This is a genomic window from Achromobacter sp. RW408, from assembly GCF_003184165.1.
Classification (GTDB): Bacteria; Pseudomonadota; Gammaproteobacteria; order Burkholderiales; family Burkholderiaceae_B; genus Achromobacter; species Achromobacter xylosoxidans.
The window spans coordinates 1,414,101-1,433,591 of record NZ_QHHO01000049.1 but is presented as its reverse complement, the minus strand read 5'-3'; the positions used below and the strand labels follow the sequence as shown (position 1 = coordinate 1,433,591).

The window sequence follows — 19,491 nt, the reverse complement described above, 5'->3', positions numbered from 1 at the left end:
CGCTTTACCGTCCCGCCTTCCTGCACTTCCTGTTCGCGCGCATCGGCGCGTCGCTGGCCTTCCAGATCGTCTCGGTGGCGGTGGGCTGGCAGGTCTATGCGCTGTCGGGCAGCGCGCTCGACCTGGGCCTGATCGGGCTGGCGCAGTTCCTGCCGATGGCGGCGCTGACGCTGGTGGTCGGCCACGTGGCCGACCGCTACGACCGCCGCAAGATCGTCGCCATCTGCATGGCGGTCGAGACCCTGGCCACGCTGCTGCTGGCCATCGCGGCGCTGCATGGCGTCGGCGGCAAGACGCTGATCTATGCCACCCTCATCATCATGAGCTCGGCGCGCGCCTTCGAGGCGCCCACGCTGACCACGCTGATCCCCGCCATCGTGCCGCGCGAGTGGCTGCCGCGCGCCACCGCGCTGTCGTCCTCCGGTGGCCAGATCGCGCAGATCGCCGGCCCGGCGCTGGGCGGCATCGGCTACGGGCTGGGGGCCGGGTGGGTCTACTGCGTGGCGGCGGCGCTGTACCTGTGCGGCTTCGCCTGCATCGCCAGCATGTCGATCGACCGCGCCCCGCCGCGCAGGGAGCCCACCACCTGGCGCACGCTGTTCGCGGGCATCACCTTCATCTTCCAGCGCCGCATCCTGCTGGGCACGCTATCGCTGGACCTGTTCGCGGTGCTGCTGGGCGGGGCCACCGCGCTGCTGCCGATCTTCGCCAAGGATATTCTGCACGCCGGTCCCTGGGCGCTGGGCGCGCTGCGCGCGGCGCCGGCCTGTGGCGCCATGCTGATGTCGCTGACGCTGGCGCGCCTGAGCCTGGGCGAGCACGTCGGCCGCCTGCTGTTCGGCGCGCTGATCCTGTTCGGCCTGGCCACCACCGTGTTCGGCCTGTCGACCTCGATTCCGCTGTCGGTGGGCGCGCTGGTGGTGCTGGGCGCGGCCGACGCCATCAGCGTGGTGGTGCGCTCGTCGCTGGTGCAGTTGAACACGCCCGACCACATGCTGGGCCGCGTCAGCGCGGTGAATACGCTGTTCGTCGGCGCCTCGAACCAGCTGGGGGAATTCGAGTCCGGCGTGATGGCGGCGCTGCTGGGCGCGGTGCCGGCCGTGGTGGTGGGCGGCCTGGGCACGATTGCGGTGGCGGGGCTGTGGATGCGCTGGTTCCCCGAGCTGCGCAGACTGCGTTCGCTGCATCCCGAAACCGAACCGGCCTGACCCTGGCCGCATCGCCCGGCAACCACGATTGTTGCTGGGCGAAATTTTGTTGCGACGCAACTTTACCCTCGTCGCGGGCCTGCCTATCTTGTGACCATGTTCAGCCATCGGGCTCTGCCGCTGCCATGTCCACACCGGATACAAGCCTTGTTTCTGCGACGAAAAAGGTCTGCCGCGTCCTCGCCAGCCTGTCGAACCGGCGCGTCCAGCGACTGACCGACATCGCCCAGGCAGCGCAGCTGGATGTGTCCACCGCGCTGCGCATCCTGAAGGACCTGGAGGCCGAGGGTTTCGTGGAGCGAGACCCGGTCAGCAAGCACTACATGCTCGGTCCGCAGGTCTATGCCATGCACCATGCCATGGTCGATGGCCTCGATCTGCGCGCCCTGGCGCGGCCGGCGCTGATCCGCCTGGCGCGCAAGTTCGGCGACACCGTCATCCTGTCGATGCCGACCGGCTGGGAATCGGTCTGCCTGGACCTGTGCTTCGGCGACTACCCGATCCGCGCCAACTACCTGGAGATCGGCAGCCGCCGTCCGCTCGGCATCGGCGCCGGCAGCCTGGCGCTGCTGGCGGCCATGGACGAGAACGAAACCCAGGCGGTGCTGCCGCCGGTGCACCAGCGGTTGCAGGAACGCTACCCGCGCTATCCGGTGCGGCTGCTGGAACAGATGACGGCGCGCGCCCGCAAGCTCGGCCACGCCATGCTGCTGGACGTGGTGGTGGAAAAGATGGGCGGTCTGGGCGTGGCCGTGCGCGGCCCCAGCGGCCGCGCCATCGCCGCGCTCAGCGTGGCGGCATTGAGCGAGCGCGTCGAATCGCGCGAACAGGAACTGGCCCAGGCGCTGGCCGCCGAAGCCCGCGCCATCGAACGCGCCTGGATGCCCCATGCCTGATCTCCACCACGCCTACCTGTTGGCCGCGGCCACCACGCGCTTCGGCCGCCACGAGGGCCGCTCGGCCCTGGACCTGATGGCCGAGGCCGCCAACGCCGCGCTGGCGCAGTCCGGCCTGCGGCGCGCCGATATCGACGGCGTGCTGTGCGGCTACGCCACCACCTTTCCGCACCTGATGCTGGCCACGCTGCTCAGCGAAAAGCTGGGCGTGGACCCGCACTACGCCCACGGCATGCAGATGGGCGGCGCCACCGGCGCGGCCATGGTGATGCTGGCGCGCGAACTGGTGCGCGCCGGCCGCTGCCGCCGCGTGCTGGTGGTGGCGGGCGAAAACCGCCTGACCGGCCAGGCCGTCGATGCCTCCATCCAGACGCTGGCGCAAGTCGGCGAAGCCGACACCGAGGTGCCCAACGGCGCGTCGGTGCCGGCCTATTACGCGCTGCTGGCTTCAGCCTACATGCACCAGACCGGCACCCGCCGCGAAGACCTGGCCGAGCTCGCCGCGTTGATGCGGCGCCACGCCGCCAGCCACCCGCATGCGCACCTGAGCGAAGCCATCGGCGTGGACCAGGTGCTGGCGTCCCGGCCCATCGCCACGCCGCTGCACTTGCTGGACTGCTGCCCGATCTCCGACGGCGCGGTGGCGCTGGTGGTCGGCGCGGACGACGGGCCCGTGCGCATCAGCGGCGCCGGGCAGGCGCATCGCCACCAGCACCTGTCGGCGCTGCGCGATATCCTCGACACCGGCGCGGCGCGCGCGCTCGGGCAGGCCTATGCCGACGCCGGCATCGGCCCGGACCAGGTCGACTACCTGGGCATCTACGACTCCTTCACCATCACGCTGGCCATGCTGCTGGAAGAACTGGGCTTCGCGCCGCGCGGCGGCGCGGCGGATCGCGCGCGGCGCGGCGACTTCGACGCCGCCGGACCGCTGCCGCTCAACACCCACGGGGGCCTGCTGTCGTTCGGGCATTCCGGCGTGGCGGGCGGCATGGCGCACGTGGCCGAGGCCTGGACCCAGCTGGCGGGCCGGGCCGGATCGCGGCAGGCGGGCGCGCCGCGCTGCGCGCTGGTGCATGCGGACGGCGGCGTGCTGTCCGCCCACGTCAGCCTGGTACTGCAGGCGCAGGAGGCCCGATGACCATGCGCGATCCGCTGGAACTGCAACGCTGCGAGGACTGCGGCGCGTGGTGGGCGCTGCGCCCCTACGCCTGCGCCCATTGCGGCGGCAGCAACCTGCCATGGCGGCGCAGCAGCGGCGCGGGCGAAGTGCTGGCGCGCACTGAGATCCACCGCGCGCCCGACGCCTTCTGGCGCGCGCACGTGCCCTACGTGCTGGTGCTGGTGCGCCTGGAAGAGGGCGCCGTGCTGATGGGGCATGCCGATGCCGGCATCGCCATCGGCCAGCAGGTCATGGGCCGCGCGATCACGATCGACGGCCGCGCATTGCTCGGTTTCGAGGCGCGCCGGCCGCCTTGAAGCGCCGCCGGCAACACCATCCCAAGCAAAACAACATATCCGCACGACGGAGGAGACAATCATGCGCGCAATCGCAGCATGCCGCACGGCCCTGGCCGCGCTTTCCCTGGTGGCAGCCGCCGCCTCGGCCGCCCAGGACTGGCCGACCAAACCCATCACCCTGGTGGTGCCCTACCCGCCGGGCGGCCCCACCGACATCGTGGCCCGTGTGGTCGCGCAGGGCCTGGGCGACGAACTCAAGCAGACCATCATCGTCGACAACCGCTCCGGCGCCGGCGGCAACATCGGCGCCGACATGGTGGCCAAGAGCACGCCCGACGGCTACACGCTGCTGCTGGCGACCACGGCCCACGCCATCAACATGTCGCTGTTCAAGAACCTGAACTACGACACCCGCAAGAGCTTCGCGCCGGTGTCGCTGCTGACCGCCGGCCCGCTGGTGATCGTGACACGCCCCGACCTGCCCGCCAGCAACGTGCGTGAGCTGATCGCGCTGGCCAAGTCCACGCCGGGCAAGCTGACCTTCGCCTCGTCGGGCAACGGCCAGTCCACCCACCTGGCGGCGGAGCTGTTCGACGCCATGGCCGGCGTGCGCATGGTGCACGTGCCTTATCGCGGCAGCGCGCCGGCGCTCACCGATGTCATGGGCGGCCAGGCCGACCTGATGTTCGACACCATGCTGTCGTCGATGCCGTATGTGAACGGCGGCAAGCTCAAGGCGCTGGCCGTGACGGGCGCGGCGCGCTCGCCCGCCGCGCCCAACGTGCCCACCGTGGCCGAGGCCGGGCTGCCCGGCTACGAGGCCACCGCCTGGAACGGCCTGCTGGCCCCGGCCGGCACGCCCGAGCCCGTGCTGCAGCGCCTGAGCACCGCCTTGCAGAAGGTGCTGGGCCGCGCCGACATCCAGCAGAAATTCGCGGCCCAGGGCTTCGCCTCGGAATGGAAGACGCCTGCCGACACGGCGCGCTTCCTCGACACCGAGGTCGAGAAATGGGCCGGCGTGGTCAAGACTTCCGGCGCCACGGTCAACTGACCCCGCGCCCGCCTTCATCCTACCTTGGGGAGTTTCATGGCTTCTGTACCCACCGGCGACGCCAGCCTCGCGCGCCTGCTCGATCCGGCCTCGATCGCGATCGTCGGCGCCTCCGACAATCCCGACAAGATCGGGGGCCGACCCATCCACTACATGCGGCGCCACGGCTATGCGGGCACGCTGTACCCGATCAACCCGCAACGCGCCGAGGTCCAGGGCGAACGCGCCTGGCCCAGCCTGGCCGCGTTGCCCGCGGCGCCGGACCTGGCGATCGTGGCGGTGGCCGGCGAGCAGGCGGTGCGGGCGGTGGATGACTGCGCGGCGCTGGGCGTGGCGGCGGCCATCGTCATCTCGGCCGGCTTCTCGGAAACCGGCGAAGCCGGCCGCGCCCTGCAGGAGGCGATGACGGCGCGCGCCCGCGCCGCCGGCATGCGCATCGTCGGCCCCAACTCGCAGGGCCTGGCCAACTTCGGCAACGGCGCCATCGCCAGTTTCTCCACCATGTTCCTGGAGGTGGCGCCGGGCGACGGGCCGGTGGCGGTCATCAGCCAGAGCGGCGGCATGTGCGCCATGGTCTACGGCCTGCTGCGCCAGCGCGGCATCGGCGTGCGTCACGTCCATGCCACCGGCAACGAGGCCGACGTGTCGGTCGCCGAACTGGCCTGCGCGACGCTGCGCGATCCGGAAGTCGGCTGCGTGCTGCTGTACCTGGAATCGCTGCGCGAGGCCGGGCCCCTGGCCGAGGCGGCGGCGCTGGCGCGGGCGCGCGGCGTGCCGCTGATCGTGGTCAAGTCGGGCCGCTCCGAGGCCGGCGCGCGCGCCGCGGCCTCGCACACCGGCGCGCTGGCCAACGAGGACCGCGCGGTGGATGCCTTCTTCGAACACCACGGCATCCTGCGCGCGCGCGACCCGCAGGAACTGGTGCGCTACGCCGAGCTGACCCTGCGCAGCCCCTTGCCGCAAGGGCCGCGCGTGGTGGTGGTCAGCAACTCCGGCGCCAGCTGCGTGCTGGCCTCGGACGCGGCCGCCGAGCGCGGCCTGGAGATCGCGCCGCTGGCCGACGCCACCCAGCAGGCGCTGGCCGAGCGTCTGCCCGGCTATGCCACCACCGTCAACCCCGTGGACATCACCGCCGCGCTGCTGTCGAACAACGGCCTGTTCGGGCAAGTGCTGCCCGTAATCGGCGCCGACCCGGCGGCCGACATGTTCCTGCTCGATATTCCAGTGGCGGGGCGCGGCTACGACGTGGATTCGTTCGCAACGGACGCAGCCGGCTTCGCACGGGCGGCATCCAAGCCGGTGGTGGTGGTGGCGTGGCAGGACAACGTCGCCGCCACGTTCCGCGCGCGCGGCCTGCCCGTTTACGCCGACGAGATCCAGGCGATGGATGCCTTGTCGGCGCTGTTGCGCCTGCGGCGGTTGCGCGAACGCGGCCGCATGGCGTCGCCGCCAGCATCGCAAGGCATTGTGACGGCGGAGCCGGCGCCGAACGACGCCGCTGGCTTCCTGTCCGAAGCGGACAGCCTGGCGCTGCTGGCCGGCAACGGACTGGCGGTGATCGAACACGCCGTCTGCCGCACGGCCGACGAGGCCATTGCCGCGTGGCGCCGCATCGGCGCGCCGGTGGCGTTGAAGGCTTGCTCGGCGCAGTTGCCGCACAAGTCCGAACACGGACTGGTCGCGCTGGGCCTGGACGATGAAACCGCGCTGCGCGCCGCGTTTTCCCATCAAGCCCAAACCTTGGGTAAGCTGAACGTTCGCGACGACGCCTGGCTGGTGGCGCGGATGCAGCGCGGCCTGCACGAATGCGCGCTGGGCGCGCGCGTCGATCCGGTGCTGGGGCCGGTCGTGATGATCGGCAGCGGCGGCAAGTACGTCGAGGCATTGCGCGACGTGGCGGTGCTGATGCCGCCGTTCGATGCCGCGCAGGTGGTCGAGAAGCTGCGCGACCTGCGCATCGGCGCGCTGCTGCAAGGCGTGCGGGGCGATCCGCCCGCCGACGTCGCCGCCCTGGCGCAACAGGTGGTGGCGCTCGGCAACTACGCGCTGGCGGCCGGCCCGCGGCTGGCGTCGGTCGACATCAACCCGGTGATGGTCGGCGCCGTGGGGCAGGGCGCGGTGGCGGTGGACGCGCTGGTGGAACTTCATGCCGCCAGCCAGCCCGCCGCAAGGATGACGGCCTGAGGCCGCCGGCACACAAACAAAGGAGACACACCGATGTTTGAAGACCTGAAATCCAAGACCGCGCTGGTCACCGGCGCCTACAGCGGACTGGGCCGCCACTTCGCGCTGCGCCTGGCCGAAGCCGGCGCGCGCGTGGCGTTGTGCGGGCGCCGGACCGAACTGGGCGAAGCCCTGGCAACGGAAATCCGCGCCCAGGGCGGCCAGGCCTGCGTCGCGGGCATGGACGTCACCCAACCCGACAGCGTGCAGGCGGCCTTCACCCAGGTCGAGCAGGCGCTCGGCCCGGTCGACATCGTCGTCAACAACGCCGGCATCGCCATGACGCGCCCCGCGCTGGAGATCAGCGAAGACGAGTGGACCGGCCTGATCGACGTCAACCTGAACGGCGCGTGGCGGGTGGCGCAATGCGCCGCGCGCCACTTCCAGCGCCACGGCCGGCCCGGCGCCATCGTCAACATCGCCTCGATCCTGGGCCAGCGCGTGGCCTCGCACGTGGCCGCCTACATCGCCGCCAAGGCCGGCCTGCTGCACCTGACCCGCGCCCTGGCGCTGGAATGGGCGCGCCACGGCATCCGCGTGAACGCGCTGGCGCCCGGCTACATCGGCACCGACCTGAACCGAGAATTCTTCGCCACGCCCGCCGGCGAGGCCCTGGTCAAGCGCATCCCGCAGCGCCGCCTGGGCCGCCCGCAGGACCTGGACGGCCCCTTGCTGCTGCTGGCCTCCGATGCCTCGGCCTACATGACGGGCGCCGTCATCGACGTGGACGGCGGCCACCTGGCCAGCTCGCTCTGAACCCGCATCCCCATCCGGAGACCCCGCCATGGATTTTTCGCTGCCCCCCGAACTGGAAGACTACCGCCAGCGCGTCCGCGCCTTCGTCGACCGCGAGCTGATTCCGCTGGAAGCCGACCGCGCCAACTACGACGACCACGAGAACATCGACGCAGCCCTGCTGGACCGCGTGCGCGCCAAGGCCCGCGAGGCCGGCCTGTGGGCCCTGCAGATGCCGCGCAAGCGCGGCGGCCAGGGCCTGCCGATGGTGGGCCTGGCCGCCTGCTATGAAGAAATGAACCGATCCATCTTCGGCCCGGCCGCCTTCAACGCCGCCGCCCCCGACGACGGCAACATGCGGGTGCTGGCGCAGGTGGCGCGGCCCGACCAGCAGGACCGCTGGCTGCAGCCCATCATCGACGGCAAGGTGCGCTCGTCCTTCGTGATGACCGAACCCAGCCCCGGCAGCGGCTCGGACCCGTCGATGATGCGCACCACCGCCACCCGCCAGGGCGACAAGTGGCTGATCCACGGCCGCAAGTGGTTCATCACCGGCGCCGGCGCCGCGCAGCATTTCATCCTCATCGCGCGCACTTCTGACGACGCGCGCAAGGGCCTATCGGCCTTCCTGTTCGACGCCGACCAGCCCGGCTGGCGCATCGTGCGCCGCATCCCCATCATGGGTCCGGAAGAACACGGCGGCCATTGCGAGCTGGAATTCGACGGCCTCGAGATTCCCGACGAGAACCGCCTGATGGAAGTGGGCGACGGCCTCAAGCTGACGCAGATCCGCCTGGGTCCGGCGCGCCTGACGCACTGCATGCGCTGGCTGGGCCTGGCGCGGCGCGCCATGGCGGTGGCGGTGGACTACGTCGGCGAACGCAGCAGCTTCGGCCAGAAGCTGGCCGACCGCGAGGGCGTGCAATGGCTGCTGGGCGACGCCGCCATGCAGATCGAGATCGGCCGACTGCTCACCATGCGCGCCGCCGCGCGGCTGGACCAGGGCGACTTCGCGCGCAAGGAAATCTCCATGGCCAAGATCGTGGTGTCGGAAACCCTGCACAAGGTGGTCGACACCGCGCTGCAGCTGAACGGCGCGCGCGGCTATTCCAAGGACACGCCGCTGGAATGGATCTACCGCTACGCGCGCCAGGCGCGGCTGGTGGACGGCGCCTCCGAAGTGCACAAGATGGTGCTGGCGCGTTACCTGATGGACCAGGGCGATGCGTTCTGGCAGTGGGACGACGCGGACGCGCCGCGCAAGGCGCTGGTATGAGCGCGCCCGATCACGCCACCAACGCCGCCCCCGATTGGCTGCCCGCGCTGGCCGCCTACCTGTCGGCGCAGGGCCTGGGCAACGCCAGCGGCCTGCGCGCGCGGGCATTGACGGGCGGCCAGTCCAATCCGACCTACCTGCTGGAAGATGACAGCGGCGCGCGCGTGCTGCGCAAGCAGCCGCCCGGCACGCTGCTGCCCTCGGCCCACGCGATCGACCGCGAGTACCGCGTCATGGCCGCGCTGGCCGGCACCGCCGTGCCCGTGCCGGCCATGCTGCACTACTGCGCCGACCCTTCCATCGTCGGCACGCCGTTCTACCTGATGAGCTATGCGCGCGGCCGCGTCTTCATGGACCCGGCGCTGCCGGGCCTGGCGCCCGCCGAGCGCGCCGCGCTGTATGCCGAGACCGGCCGCGTGCTGGCCGCGCTGCACGCGGTGGAACCGGCCGCCGTCGGGCTCGCGGACTACGGCAAGGCCGGCGACTACTTCGCGCGCCAGGTGGCGCGCTGGACCCGCCAATATCGCGACACCGAGACCACATCCATCGCCGCCATGGACGCGCTGATTGACTGGCTGCCGCAACATCTGCCGCATGACGACCAGACCCGCCTGGTGCACGGCGACTACCGCATCGACAACCTGGTGTTCGCGCCCGACGCGCCGCGCGCCATCGCGCTGCTGGACTGGGAGCTGTCGACCCTGGGCCATCCGCTGGCGGACCTGGCCTATCACTGCATGTGCTGGCGCATCCCGCCGGCCCTGTGGCGCGGCATCGCCGGCCTGGACCTGGCGGCGCTGGGCATTCCCGACGAAGCGCAGTTCGTGCGCGCCTATTGCGAGGCGCGCGGCATCGCGCCGCCGCCCAACTGGGATTTCTACCTGGCCTACAGCTTCTTTCGCATCGCCGCCATCCTGCAGGGCGTGTACGCGCGCGCCCGCGCCGGCAACGCCGCCGCCACCGATGCGCTGGAGATGGGCGCGCGCGTCGAACCGCTGGCCGCGCTCGGCTGGCAGGCCGCGCAACGCGAATCCGCACGCCTGGCCACCGCAGGCCACTAGGAGCGCATCATGACCGCATCGCCATCCGCGTCCGACGACACACTGCCCCGCAACGCCGCCAACCACCAGCCCCTGACGCCGCTGGGTTTCCTGGCGTGGGCGGCGGCCGTCTACCCGGAACGCGCCGCGCTGCTGCACGGCGACCGTAGCCAGAGCTGGCGCGCCACCTACGACCGTTGCCGCCAGATGGCCGCGGCGCTGGCCGCCTGGGGCGTGCGCCGTGGCGACGTGGTGGCGGTGCTCGCGCCCAACACGCCGGCCCTGTACGAAGCGCACTTCGGCGTGCCGATGGCCGGCGCGGTGCTGAACGCGCTCAACACCCGGCTCGAAGCGCGCACGCTGGCGTTCATCCTGGAGCACGGCGGCGCCACCGTGCTGCTGTACGACAGCGAGTACGCGCAGCTGGTGCGCGAAGTGCTGGGCCACCTGCGCGCGCCACCGCGCACCGTGCGCATCGAAGACAGCGAATACACCGGCTCGCACGGCGACCTGGGCGATGCGGAGTACGAAGCCTGGCTCGCCGCGCAACCGGCCGACGCGCCCTGGGAAGGGCCGCGGGACGAATGGGACAACCTCTGCCTGAACTACACCTCGGGCACCACCGGCAACCCCAAGGGCGTGCTCTATCACCATCGCGGCGCGTACCTGAACGCCACCGGCAACGTGCTGGCCTGCGGCATGCCGCCGCACGCGGTCTATCTGTGGACGCTGCCCATGTTCCACTGCAACGGCTGGTGCTTCCCGTGGACCATGGCGGCGCTGGCGGGCACCAACGTCTGCCTGCGGCGCGTGGAGCCGGCCGCCATCTTCGAGGCCATCCGCCGCCACCGGGTCGGCTTCTTCTGCGCCGCCCCGGTGGTGCTGAACATGCTGGTCAACGCCCCCGCGGACGCGCGCCACCGCGCCACGCACCGCGTGCAGGCCATGACCGGCGGCGCCGTGCCGCCCGCCGCCATCATCGAAGCGATGGAGCAACTGGGCGTGGGCGTCACCCACCTGTACGGCCTGACCGAAACCTACGGCCCGTCGATCAGCTGCGCCTGGCACGACGAATGGGACGACCGCCCCCTGGCCGAGCGCGCCGCGCTCAAGGCCCGCATCGGCGTGCGCAAACTCAACGTCGAAGCGGTGCAGGTGATGGACGCCGCCATGCGGCCGGTGCCCGCCGACGGCGCCACGCTGGGCGAGATCATGCTGCGCGGCAATACGTTAATGAAGGGCTATCTGCACAACCCCGACGCCACCGCCGACGCCTTCGCCGGCGGCTGGTTCCATTCCGGCGACCTGGCCGTGGTGCATCCCGACGGCTACATCGAGATCAAGGACCGCGCCAAGGACATCATCATCTCGGGCGGCGAAAATATCTCGACCGTGGAAATCGAAAGCGTGCTGTACCGCCACCCCGACGTCCTGGAAGCCGCCGTGGTGGCGCGGCCCGACGCGGTGTGGGGCGAAACGCCGTGCGCCTTCGTCACGCTGAAAGAGGGCGCGGCGTGCGGCGCCGATGACCTGATCGCCTACTGCCGCGAACACCTGGCGCGCTTCAAGACGCCGCGCACCGTGGTGTTCGGCGCCCTGCCCAAGACCTCGACCGGAAAGATCCAGAAGTTCGTGCTGCGCGAGCAGGCGGCGACGTTGGCGGACAAGGCTGCCGACAATTGAAGCGCCAGCCGGCCGACAGCCCGACACCGGGCCGCCTTCCCCAGGCTCCGACCATGACGTCTCGCGCCGCCTGGCAATGTTGATACAATACGAATCATTATCATTCTATCGACGCCAAGACAACGCGCCGGGTTCGCTGGCCGCGCGACGGACATCGGACTTAGGGGCACCATGGGGGAGCGGTTCTTCGGCGCGATCGCCGAGGCATACAAGGCATGGAACGCGGAGCTGGTCGGTTTCCTGAACCGCCAGCTCAAGCGCTCGCCCGACGCCGCCCAGGACCTGGCGCAGGAAACCTTCGCGCGCTGGCTGGCCGCCAGCCGCGGCGCCGAGCCGCCCGAAAAGCCGCGCGCCTATCTCTATGAAATCGCCCGCAACCTGCTGCGCGACCACTGGCGCCGCGAAGCCGTGCGCGACGAGCACATGGTGGCCAGCCTGGACGACCAGGCCTACGCGCCGCCGCCCGGCAGCCTGGCAACCGCGGCCGGCTGGCAGCCCGACGCGCGCGCCGACGCCAACCAGCGCCTGCGCCTGCTGCAGGCCGCCATTGACGACATGCCGCCGCGCCAGCGCGAGGCCTTCCTGCTTTATCGGTATGATGAGCTGCGTTGCGAGGACATCGCCGCGCGCATGGGCATCTCCGTGCGCGCCGTCGAAAAGCACCTGCAACTGGCCCTGGCGCACTGCAAGCGCCGCGTCCACGGCGAATCGTCATGACCCCGTCCCGTTCCCTATCCGCAGTCGAAGAGGCCGCGAGCGCATGGTTCATGCGCCGCCGGGAACGCGCGTCCGATGCCAGCGCCGAACAGGCGTTCCAGGCCTGGCTGGCGCAATCGCCGCTGCACCGGCAGGAATACGACAAGCTCGCGCAGGTGTGGGATGACCTGGCCGCGCTGCCGCGTCCGGCCAGCGCGCCGGATCGCGCATCGACCGGCGCCGCCCACATTGCTCCCGCCGACGCTGCCCAGCCCATCGGCGTCGCCACCCGACGGCCGGCAGCCGCGCGGCAGCCGCGGCCCGCCTTCCTGCGCTGGGGCGGCGCGCTGGCCGCGCTGGTCCTGCTGGCGGGCGCCGCCTACCAATACCTGCCGGTCAATTACGAATCGGTGGCCAACGCCTCCACCCAGACACGCAGCCTGGACCTGGCCGACGGCACCCGTATCCACGCCAACGTCGGCACCCGCGTCCACGTGCGCTACACCCTGGCCGAACGCCGCATCGACATCGAAGGCGGCGAGGTCTACATCGACGCCGCGCCCGACCGCCGGCCGCTGCTGGTATCCGCCGGCGGCGCGCGACTGCGCGACATCGGCACCGAATTCAATGTGCTGCTGCTGCCCGACCTGCTGCAGGTCGGCGTGCGCAGCGGCCAGGTGCGGCTGGATGCCGACGGCGCCGCCAGCCCCGGCCCGCAGATGCTCCACGCCGGCGACACGGTGCTGCTCGCGCGCGCCGACGCCCGGCTGCTGGCGCGCGCGCAGGTGCCGCCCGGCGAAGTCGGCGCCTGGCAGGACGGCGTGGCGGTGGTGCACGACGCCACCCTGCAACAGCTGGCCGGCTACCTGGCCCTGTACCGCGACGCGCCGCTGCGTTTCGCCGACGACCGCGCCCGCCGCCTGCGGCTGTCCGGCACGCTGGACCTGCGCCACCCCGAGGCTTTCCTCGACACGCTGCCCGGCCTGCTGCCGGTCACGCTGACCCGCCGGCCCGACGGCACCGCGGTGATCGCCAGCCGCTGAAGCGGCCAGGCGAAATTATTTTCATTCAGCAGGTACGGGTTATGGCAAGTCGCGCGTCTTCCCCCGTGTAGATCCACTTCCACACCGAGGAACGACCATGGCGCAACGCCACTTCCGCCGCCGGCAAAGCGCCGGCCGTTACGCGCTGCTGTGCGCGCTGTCGATGGGCGCCGCGCTGGCGGCACAGACCCTGGCGCCGTCCGCGGCCCACGCGCAGGGCCGCGCCGCCGCGCAGGCCTTCGACCTGCCGGCCGGCAACCTGGCCGACGCGCTGGTGGCGCTGGGCCGCCAGGCGCAGGTGCAAATCCTGTTCAGCCCGGACAGCGTCGCCGGCCTGCGCGCGCCCGCCGTGTCCGGCAGCATGACCCCGCAAGCCGCGCTCGACCGTCTGCTGGCCCGCAGCGGCCTGGTGGCCGTGCCCAGCGGCAATGGCTTCATGGTGCGCTCGCCCGCCGGCGCGTCCGCCAGCGACGCCACCACGCTCGCGCCCGTCACGGTTACCGGCCGCGACCTCGCCACCACCGAGGGCACCGGTTCCTACACCCCCGCTGCCGTCACCCTGGGCAAGAACGCGCAAAACCTGCGCCAGATCCCGCAATCGGTCTCGGTGGTGACGCGCCAGTTGCTCGACGACCAGAACCTGGTGAACCTGGACGACGCCATGCGCACCGTCACCGGCATCACGGTGGAAGCCGGCAGCATCGGCGGCAACCACGGCAATTTCTATTCGCGCGGCTACGCGCTCGACACCATCCAGGTCGATGGCGTGAACACGCCGGCCAGCACCGGCAACGACCTGAGCGCCGGCTTCGGCCTGGCCATCTACGACCGCATCGAGGTGCTGCGCGGCCCATCGGGCCTGTATCAGGGCGCGGGCGATCCCGGCGGCACCGTCAACCTGGTGCGCAAGCGCGCGCAAAAGGAATTCGGTTTCAGCGGCCAGGTCATGACCGGCTCGTGGGACCGCTACTACACCGAGGCCGACCTGACCGGCCCGCTCGACAGCGACGGCCGCCTGCGCGGCCGCGTCGTGGCGTCCTATGACGACCGCGGCTCGTTCGTCGACGGCGTCTACACCAGGAAGCCCCTGTTCTACGGCACCCTCAGCTTCGACCTCACCCCCGATACCACGCTGACCGCGGGCGCCACCTACCAGCAATACAAGGGCCGCCCCTTCTTTGGCCTGCCCGGCTACACCGACGGGCGCCTGCTCGACGTGCGCCGCTCCACCAACCTGGACCCCAGCTGGAACCACATCACCGAAGAAATCACCGAGTACTTCGCCGACGTTGACCACCGCCTGTCCAATGGCGGCCGCATCAAGGTCAGCGGCGTCTACCGCGAACAGGACGAGCCCAGCCGCCAGTTCGGCTGGTCGGACTGCGCGGTCGATCCGGTCACTGGCGACACCTGCCTGGTCACCTGGAAATACCGCAGCCACTGGAAGACCTACGGCCTGGACGCCTTCGTCGCCACGCCATTCCGGGCCTTCGGCCGCGAGCACGAGCTGACCGTGGGCGCCGACTACCGCAACGTGCACAAGAATTTCCGCTACGGCGGCGGCGACAACGCCGACATCAACCTGTTCCACCCCGACAACAACGTCCCCAGGCCGGACTACGAATACACCAACGGCAACGACAGCAAGACCGACCAATACGGCCTGTACGCGCGCGCCAACCTGCGCGTCACCGACGCCGCCACCGTCATCGCCGGCAGCCGCCTGACCTGGTGGGAAAACCGCACGCAGAACCGCAACGCCTACTTCAACCAGTTCACCAACACCAAGAGCAACATCAACGGCAAGTTCACGCCGTACCTGGGTCTGGTGGTGGACCTGAACGAGCAGTTGTCGGCCTACGCCAGCTACACCAGCATCTTCACGCCGCAGACCACCACCGACGCCAACGGCCAGCTGCTGGATCCGCGCACCGGCAAACAGGTCGAGATCGGCCTGAAGGGCGAATTCCTGGACAAGCGCCTGAACGGCCACGTGGCGCTGTTCCGCATGGAAGACGAGAACCGCGCCATGACGGACCCGGACAATCCGCTGTTCTCGATGGCGGCGGGCAAGATGCGCAACCAGGGCTTCGAGGCCGAGATCAGCGGCAGTCCGGCGCCCGGCTGGGACATCACCGCCGGCTATGCCTACACCACCACCAAGACGCTGAAAGGCACGGAAGACCAGAAGTCGCAGCAATACGTCTTCATCACGCCGCGCCACACCTTCAACCTGTGGACCAAGTACAGCTTCGCCACCGGCACGCTGGAAGGGTTGTCGCTGGGCGCCGGATTGCGCAGCGTCAGCAGCATGTATCGCCTGAACGGCCCGGTGAAGTTCGAACAACGCCCGTACACCACGGTATCGGCGCAGGCCGGCTACCGCTTCAACAAGCACCTGGAAGCGACCCTGACGGTGAACAACCTGTTCGACAAGGTCTACTACCAGCGCGTGTGGGCGGCGTATGGCTCGAACTACTACGGCGAGCCGCGCAGCGTGATGCTGAACCTGAAGGCGACGTATTGAGCCTGGGCCGGACGCGCCGCAGCAAGCGCGCCCGGCCGACAATTCAATGGCAAGACGCCAGTCGCATTGATAGGTGACGCGCGCCAGATCGAAGCGGCGCGCCGCGATATCCTGCTCGCGCATCAGCACGTAGCTGGCGCCTGGCTGCGTAGGCATGCGCAAGTCGCGTTGCCGCGCCGTCCGCGCGCCGTCATTCCTGCGCAAGAATCCGTAGAAAACTCACGACACACGCGACACCGGCCAGCAGCGCGCCGATCCACAGCGCCACTTGCGCGCCCCCGGCACCCACCAGCGTGAAACACGCCGCCACCAGCGCCGCCCCCGAAGCCTGGCCGATCAGCCGGGCGGTGGGAATGATGCCGCTGGCCGCGCCGCTGCGTTCGGCCGGCGCGCTGGTCGTCAAGGCCTTGAGATTGGGCGACTGGAAAAAACCGAAGCCGGCCCCGCACACCGCCAGCCGCCAGATGATGTCGGCATCCGACGCCTGCGCCGGCAGCAGCGCCACCAGCACCATGCCGGCGCACAGCACCAGCAGCCCGCCGCCGCCCAGCAGCGCGACCGAATGGCGTTCCGACAGAAACCCCGCCAGCGGCGCGGCCACCGCCACCACCACCGGCCAGGCGGTCAGCAGCAGGCCCGTCTGCACATCGGAACGCCCCAGGCTCATCTGGAACAGGAACGGCAACGCCACCAGCGCCAGCCCCTGCGCCGCGTAAGACAGCACCGACGTGGCCACCGACATCGCGAACAGCGGCCGCCGGAACAGGTCGACCGGCAGCATCGGCGCGGGATGCGCGCGCTGGCGGCGCAGCAGCAGGGCGCAGCACAGCGCCGCGGCGGCGGCCTCGGGCAGGATGCGCGTCCAGCCGGCATGATGGGCCGCATCGCCCAGCGCCAGCACCGCCAGCGCGAAGGTCGCGCCCAGCAGCAACGCCGCCACGCCGTCGAAACGCGGCGGCGCCTTGCGCGGCGGATTGCGCGGCAGCGTGCGCCACGCCATCGCCATTGCCACGGCCCCCAGCGGAATGTTGATCAGGAACAGCCAGTGCCAGGTGCTGACCGCCAGCACCGCCGACGCCACCGACGGCCCCACCACGTAGAACACCGCCACGGTGAAGGCATTGATGCCCTGCGCGCGGCCGATCTGGCTGCTGGGAAACGTCAGCCGGATCAACGCGGTGCCGACCCCCAGGATGCCCGACGCGCCCACGCCCTGCAGCACGCGCGCCGCGGTCAGTAGCGCCAGCGAGTCGGCCACGCCACAGGCCAGCGACGCGAGCGTGAACACCAGCAGGCCATACAGATAGACGCGGCGATGGCCGACGATGTCGCCCAGCGCGGCGAACGGCAGCAGCGTGGCCACCATGGCGATCTGGTAGGCATTGATGATCCAGATCGAAGCGTCCGGCGTGGTGCGCAGATCCGCCGCGATGGTCGGCAGGGCGGTGTTGGCGATGGAGGTATCGAGCGTGGCGATCGCGCTGCCCAGGATGAGCGTGGAGACCGCCCAGAGCCTTTGCCGGCCCGGCAGGCCGTCGCCGATCTGCGGCAAAGCCAGGGTGCTTTCTGAGGAGGACGGCATGCGGGACGGCTCCTGGGCGGCGTCCGTGGCGCACGGCGGATACGGCCATGGCGGGGCGCGGGAAAGGCGGATAGCTGTCAGGCTGTAAGACAGCATAGCAAGGCATAATCCACCATGCAACGGGCCTGCGCCGGGCTTTGGGCGAAGCGATATCATGGCGCCAGGGGCGGCGCCGGCCGGCATCGCGCAGCCTTTGTCTTCGCCATTGGATAGGAAGCAGACATGCAAGTTATCGAGCGTCCGCTGACGCTGGTGGACCAGGTCATCGCGGCCCTGCGCAAGGAGATCGCCGAAGGCCGCTTCGCGCCCGCCTCGCGCCTGCCGGCCGAACAGGAACTGGCGCGCACGCTGGGCTGCAGCCGCCCGGTCATCCGCGAAGCCGTCTCGCAACTGAAGGCCGACGGCGTCCTTGTCACCACCAAGGGCGTGGGCGCCTACGTCGCCGCCAACCCCGCCGGCAGCGTGTTCCGCCTGCCGCGCGGCGACACCTCGGCCAAGGACCTGGCGCAGTTGTTCGAACTGCGCTTCTGGATGGAAACCGCCGCCGCCGAAGCCGCCGCTCTGCGCCGCAAGTCCGCCGACCTGGCTCGCATGCGCGATGCGCTCAAGCGCATGGAGCGGCACGCAGGCGACTATCCCGCCGCGTCCAAGGCCGACGTCGACTTCCACGCCGCCATCGCCGGCTCGACCCAGAACGCCTACCTGGTGGCCTTCAGCGGCTTCATCGAAGGCCAGCTTCTCAAGGCGCGCGAAATGGGCTGGCAGAATTCGGCCCGGCTGGCCGGCGGGCCGCGCCCAGCGCAGCAGGAACACCTGCGCCTGTTCGACGCCATCCAGGCCAAGGACCCCGACGCCGCCCGCCAGGCCGCCGCCGCGCACCTGCTGGCCTCGGGCCGACGCATGGGGCTGGACGTGCAGAAGCTCGAACGCATGGCGCATCCCGACCGCCCCTGAGCACGCCACCACTTGCAGTCGGACACAATTGGCAAATCGCTGTCCGACGCCCGCCTCATCTACCCTCTAAGATGGCGCCGCACAATGCGCCTCGGTGCGCTTATCGAAGACCGACGAGAACAAATCCGACATGAATACGCGTCTGCAAATCCGCCCGTTCCCGCGCCGTCCGCCGCTGCGCGCCACCGTCGCCGGCCTGTGCGCCGTCGCCCTGGCCACCCTGTTCAACCCCGCCAGCGCGGCCGAACCCGCGTCCAAGCCGCGCCTGGACGCCGTCCAGGACACGCAACCGGCCGCCGCCAAGGTCGCTCCGCCCGACGCCCCCACGGTGATGTACGCCATCTACCAGATCGACGGCAAGGGCGCCGATTCGTACGAAGTCGCCAACGGCAGCGTCGCCACCTACTGGTTCGGCCACGCCTTCGAACTGGGCGGCACGCAATACTTCACCGGCTTCACCTGGGACACCCGCGAAAAATACGGCAAGCCCGGCGAAGACGAAGCCGGCCCCGAAACCCAGGTCAACCTGGCCGAAGCCACCTTCACGCTGACCGGCTCCACCGCCGAGCGCCCCTGGAAGTTCCGCGGCATGGAGCACACCATAGGCATGTTCGGCGCCTACGAACGGGCCGAAGCCGTCGACACCGGCCGCAAGCCGCTCGACTACCGCACCCCGGAGGGCAAGCTGCTGCTGGCCGTGCCCACCCAGGGCTTTGACAACGGCACCAGCTTCGAAGGCTACGCCCTGTTCGTCTTCAACCCCGGACCGCGCGACGAGCTCAAGGACAAGGTCTGGACCTACGTCGGCAGCATCCTCACCGGCGACGACAACAGCGCCGCCTGCGCCGACGGCGATGTCATGCCCTGCGTCGCCAAGACCGGCAAGCTGACCTTCACCGCGCAGAACGGCAGCGACATGCCGCGCCTGACCGTCACCCCCAGCGGCACCGAAATCTCCGGCCCGGGCAAGACCCGCAAACTGGGCCCGGCCGACGCCGTCAGCTACGTCTACGACGAAGCCGGCAAGAAGTACGCCGAAAAGTAGACGACAACGCAGCTAACCCGAAAAAACCGGGGCGCGACGTCCGGCAACCCGGCCCGTGCCCCGTCCCGCGA

The 19,491-nt window shown here is 70.6% G+C and carries 16 protein-coding genes; 15 read left to right on the top strand and 1 reads right to left on the bottom strand.

The window, feature by feature from the left end; genetic code table 11:
- The 13 genes from DK459_RS26075 to DK459_RS26015 form a co-directional block, all read left to right on the top strand.
- Window positions 1–1,208: MFS transporter (locus DK459_RS26075; RefSeq protein WP_110135278.1), on the top strand; the 1,208-nt coding region annotated here is incomplete at its 5' end.
- Between the two features lie 125 nt (window positions 1,209–1,333).
- Window positions 1,334–2,104 (top strand): IclR family transcriptional regulator, encoded by a 771-nt coding sequence (locus DK459_RS26070; protein ID WP_006386952.1) that lies wholly within the window; start codon window positions 1,334–1,336, stop codon window positions 2,102–2,104.
- Window positions 2,097–3,245, top strand: coding sequence for a thiolase family protein (locus tag DK459_RS26065; RefSeq protein WP_110135165.1), 1,149 nt, complete (start codon window positions 2,097–2,099; stop codon window positions 3,243–3,245). Before DK459_RS26070 ends, DK459_RS26065 begins: the two co-directional genes overlap by 8 nt.
- Window positions 3,242–3,583 carry a Zn-ribbon domain-containing OB-fold protein gene (locus tag DK459_RS26060; RefSeq protein WP_054498202.1) on the top strand — a complete coding sequence of 114 codons (342 nt, stop codon included), beginning with the start codon at window positions 3,242–3,244 and terminating at the stop codon, window positions 3,581–3,583. The genes DK459_RS26065 and DK459_RS26060 overlap by 4 nt, the downstream gene beginning before the upstream one ends.
- A gap of 61 nt (window positions 3,584–3,644) precedes the next feature.
- Window positions 3,645–4,616: a tripartite tricarboxylate transporter substrate binding protein gene (locus tag DK459_RS26055; protein WP_006386949.1), complete on the top strand. Its 972-nt coding sequence runs from the start codon at window positions 3,645–3,647 to the stop codon at window positions 4,614–4,616.
- 36 nt (window positions 4,617–4,652) lie between these two features.
- A complete protein-coding gene (locus tag DK459_RS26050) occupies window positions 4,653–6,800 on the top strand; it encodes an acetate--CoA ligase family protein (protein WP_110135164.1) in 2,148 nt (715 codons plus the stop codon).
- A gap of 33 nt (window positions 6,801–6,833) precedes the next feature.
- On the top strand, window positions 6,834–7,595 hold the full coding sequence (locus DK459_RS26045; protein WP_110135163.1) for an SDR family NAD(P)-dependent oxidoreductase: 762 nt from the start codon (window positions 6,834–6,836) through the stop codon (window positions 7,593–7,595).
- Between the two features lie 28 nt (window positions 7,596–7,623).
- On the top strand, window positions 7,624–8,850 hold the full coding sequence (locus DK459_RS26040; protein WP_006389424.1) for an acyl-CoA dehydrogenase family protein: 1,227 nt from the start codon (window positions 7,624–7,626) through the stop codon (window positions 8,848–8,850).
- A complete protein-coding gene (locus tag DK459_RS26035) occupies window positions 8,847–9,911 on the top strand; it encodes a phosphotransferase family protein (protein WP_110135162.1) in 1,065 nt (354 codons plus the stop codon). Before DK459_RS26040 ends, DK459_RS26035 begins: the two co-directional genes overlap by 4 nt.
- Before the next feature lie 9 nt (window positions 9,912–9,920).
- A complete protein-coding gene (locus DK459_RS26030) occupies window positions 9,921–11,573 on the top strand; it encodes an acyl-CoA synthetase (RefSeq protein ID WP_110135161.1) in 1,653 nt (550 codons plus the stop codon).
- Window positions 11,574–11,744: 171 nt separating this feature from the next.
- The gene (locus DK459_RS26025) at window positions 11,745–12,290 is read left to right on the top strand and encodes an RNA polymerase sigma factor (RefSeq protein ID WP_024067374.1); all 546 of its coding nucleotides are present in this window, start codon (window positions 11,745–11,747) and stop codon (window positions 12,288–12,290) included.
- Window positions 12,287–13,312 (top strand): FecR domain-containing protein, encoded by a 1,026-nt coding sequence (locus tag DK459_RS26020; protein WP_110135160.1) that lies wholly within the window; start codon window positions 12,287–12,289, stop codon window positions 13,310–13,312. Before DK459_RS26025 ends, DK459_RS26020 begins: the two co-directional genes overlap by 4 nt.
- 97 nt (window positions 13,313–13,409) lie before the next feature.
- Complete coding sequence (locus DK459_RS26015) at window positions 13,410–15,839, top strand: TonB-dependent siderophore receptor (protein ID WP_233256865.1); 2,430 nt, start codon at window positions 13,410–13,412, stop codon at window positions 15,837–15,839.
- A 190-nt stretch (window positions 15,840–16,029) separates the two neighbouring features.
- Here DK459_RS26015 and DK459_RS26010 read toward each other — a convergent pair whose 3' ends face one another.
- Window positions 16,030–17,421: an MFS transporter gene (locus DK459_RS26010; protein ID WP_024067371.1), complete on the bottom strand. Its 1,392-nt coding sequence runs from the start codon at window positions 17,419–17,421 to the stop codon at window positions 16,030–16,032.
- A gap of 222 nt (window positions 17,422–17,643) precedes the next feature.
- Here DK459_RS26010 and DK459_RS26005 point away from each other — a divergent pair, with 222 nt between their 5' ends.
- Window positions 17,644–18,375, top strand: coding sequence for a FadR/GntR family transcriptional regulator (locus DK459_RS26005; protein ID WP_110135159.1), 732 nt, complete (start codon window positions 17,644–17,646; stop codon window positions 18,373–18,375).
- Between the two features lie 130 nt (window positions 18,376–18,505).
- Window positions 18,506–19,420 carry a hypothetical protein gene (locus DK459_RS26000; protein ID WP_054449113.1) on the top strand — a complete coding sequence of 305 codons (915 nt, stop codon included), beginning with the start codon at window positions 18,506–18,508 and terminating at the stop codon, window positions 19,418–19,420.
- The last annotated feature ends 71 nt before the right edge of the window (window positions 19,421–19,491 follow it).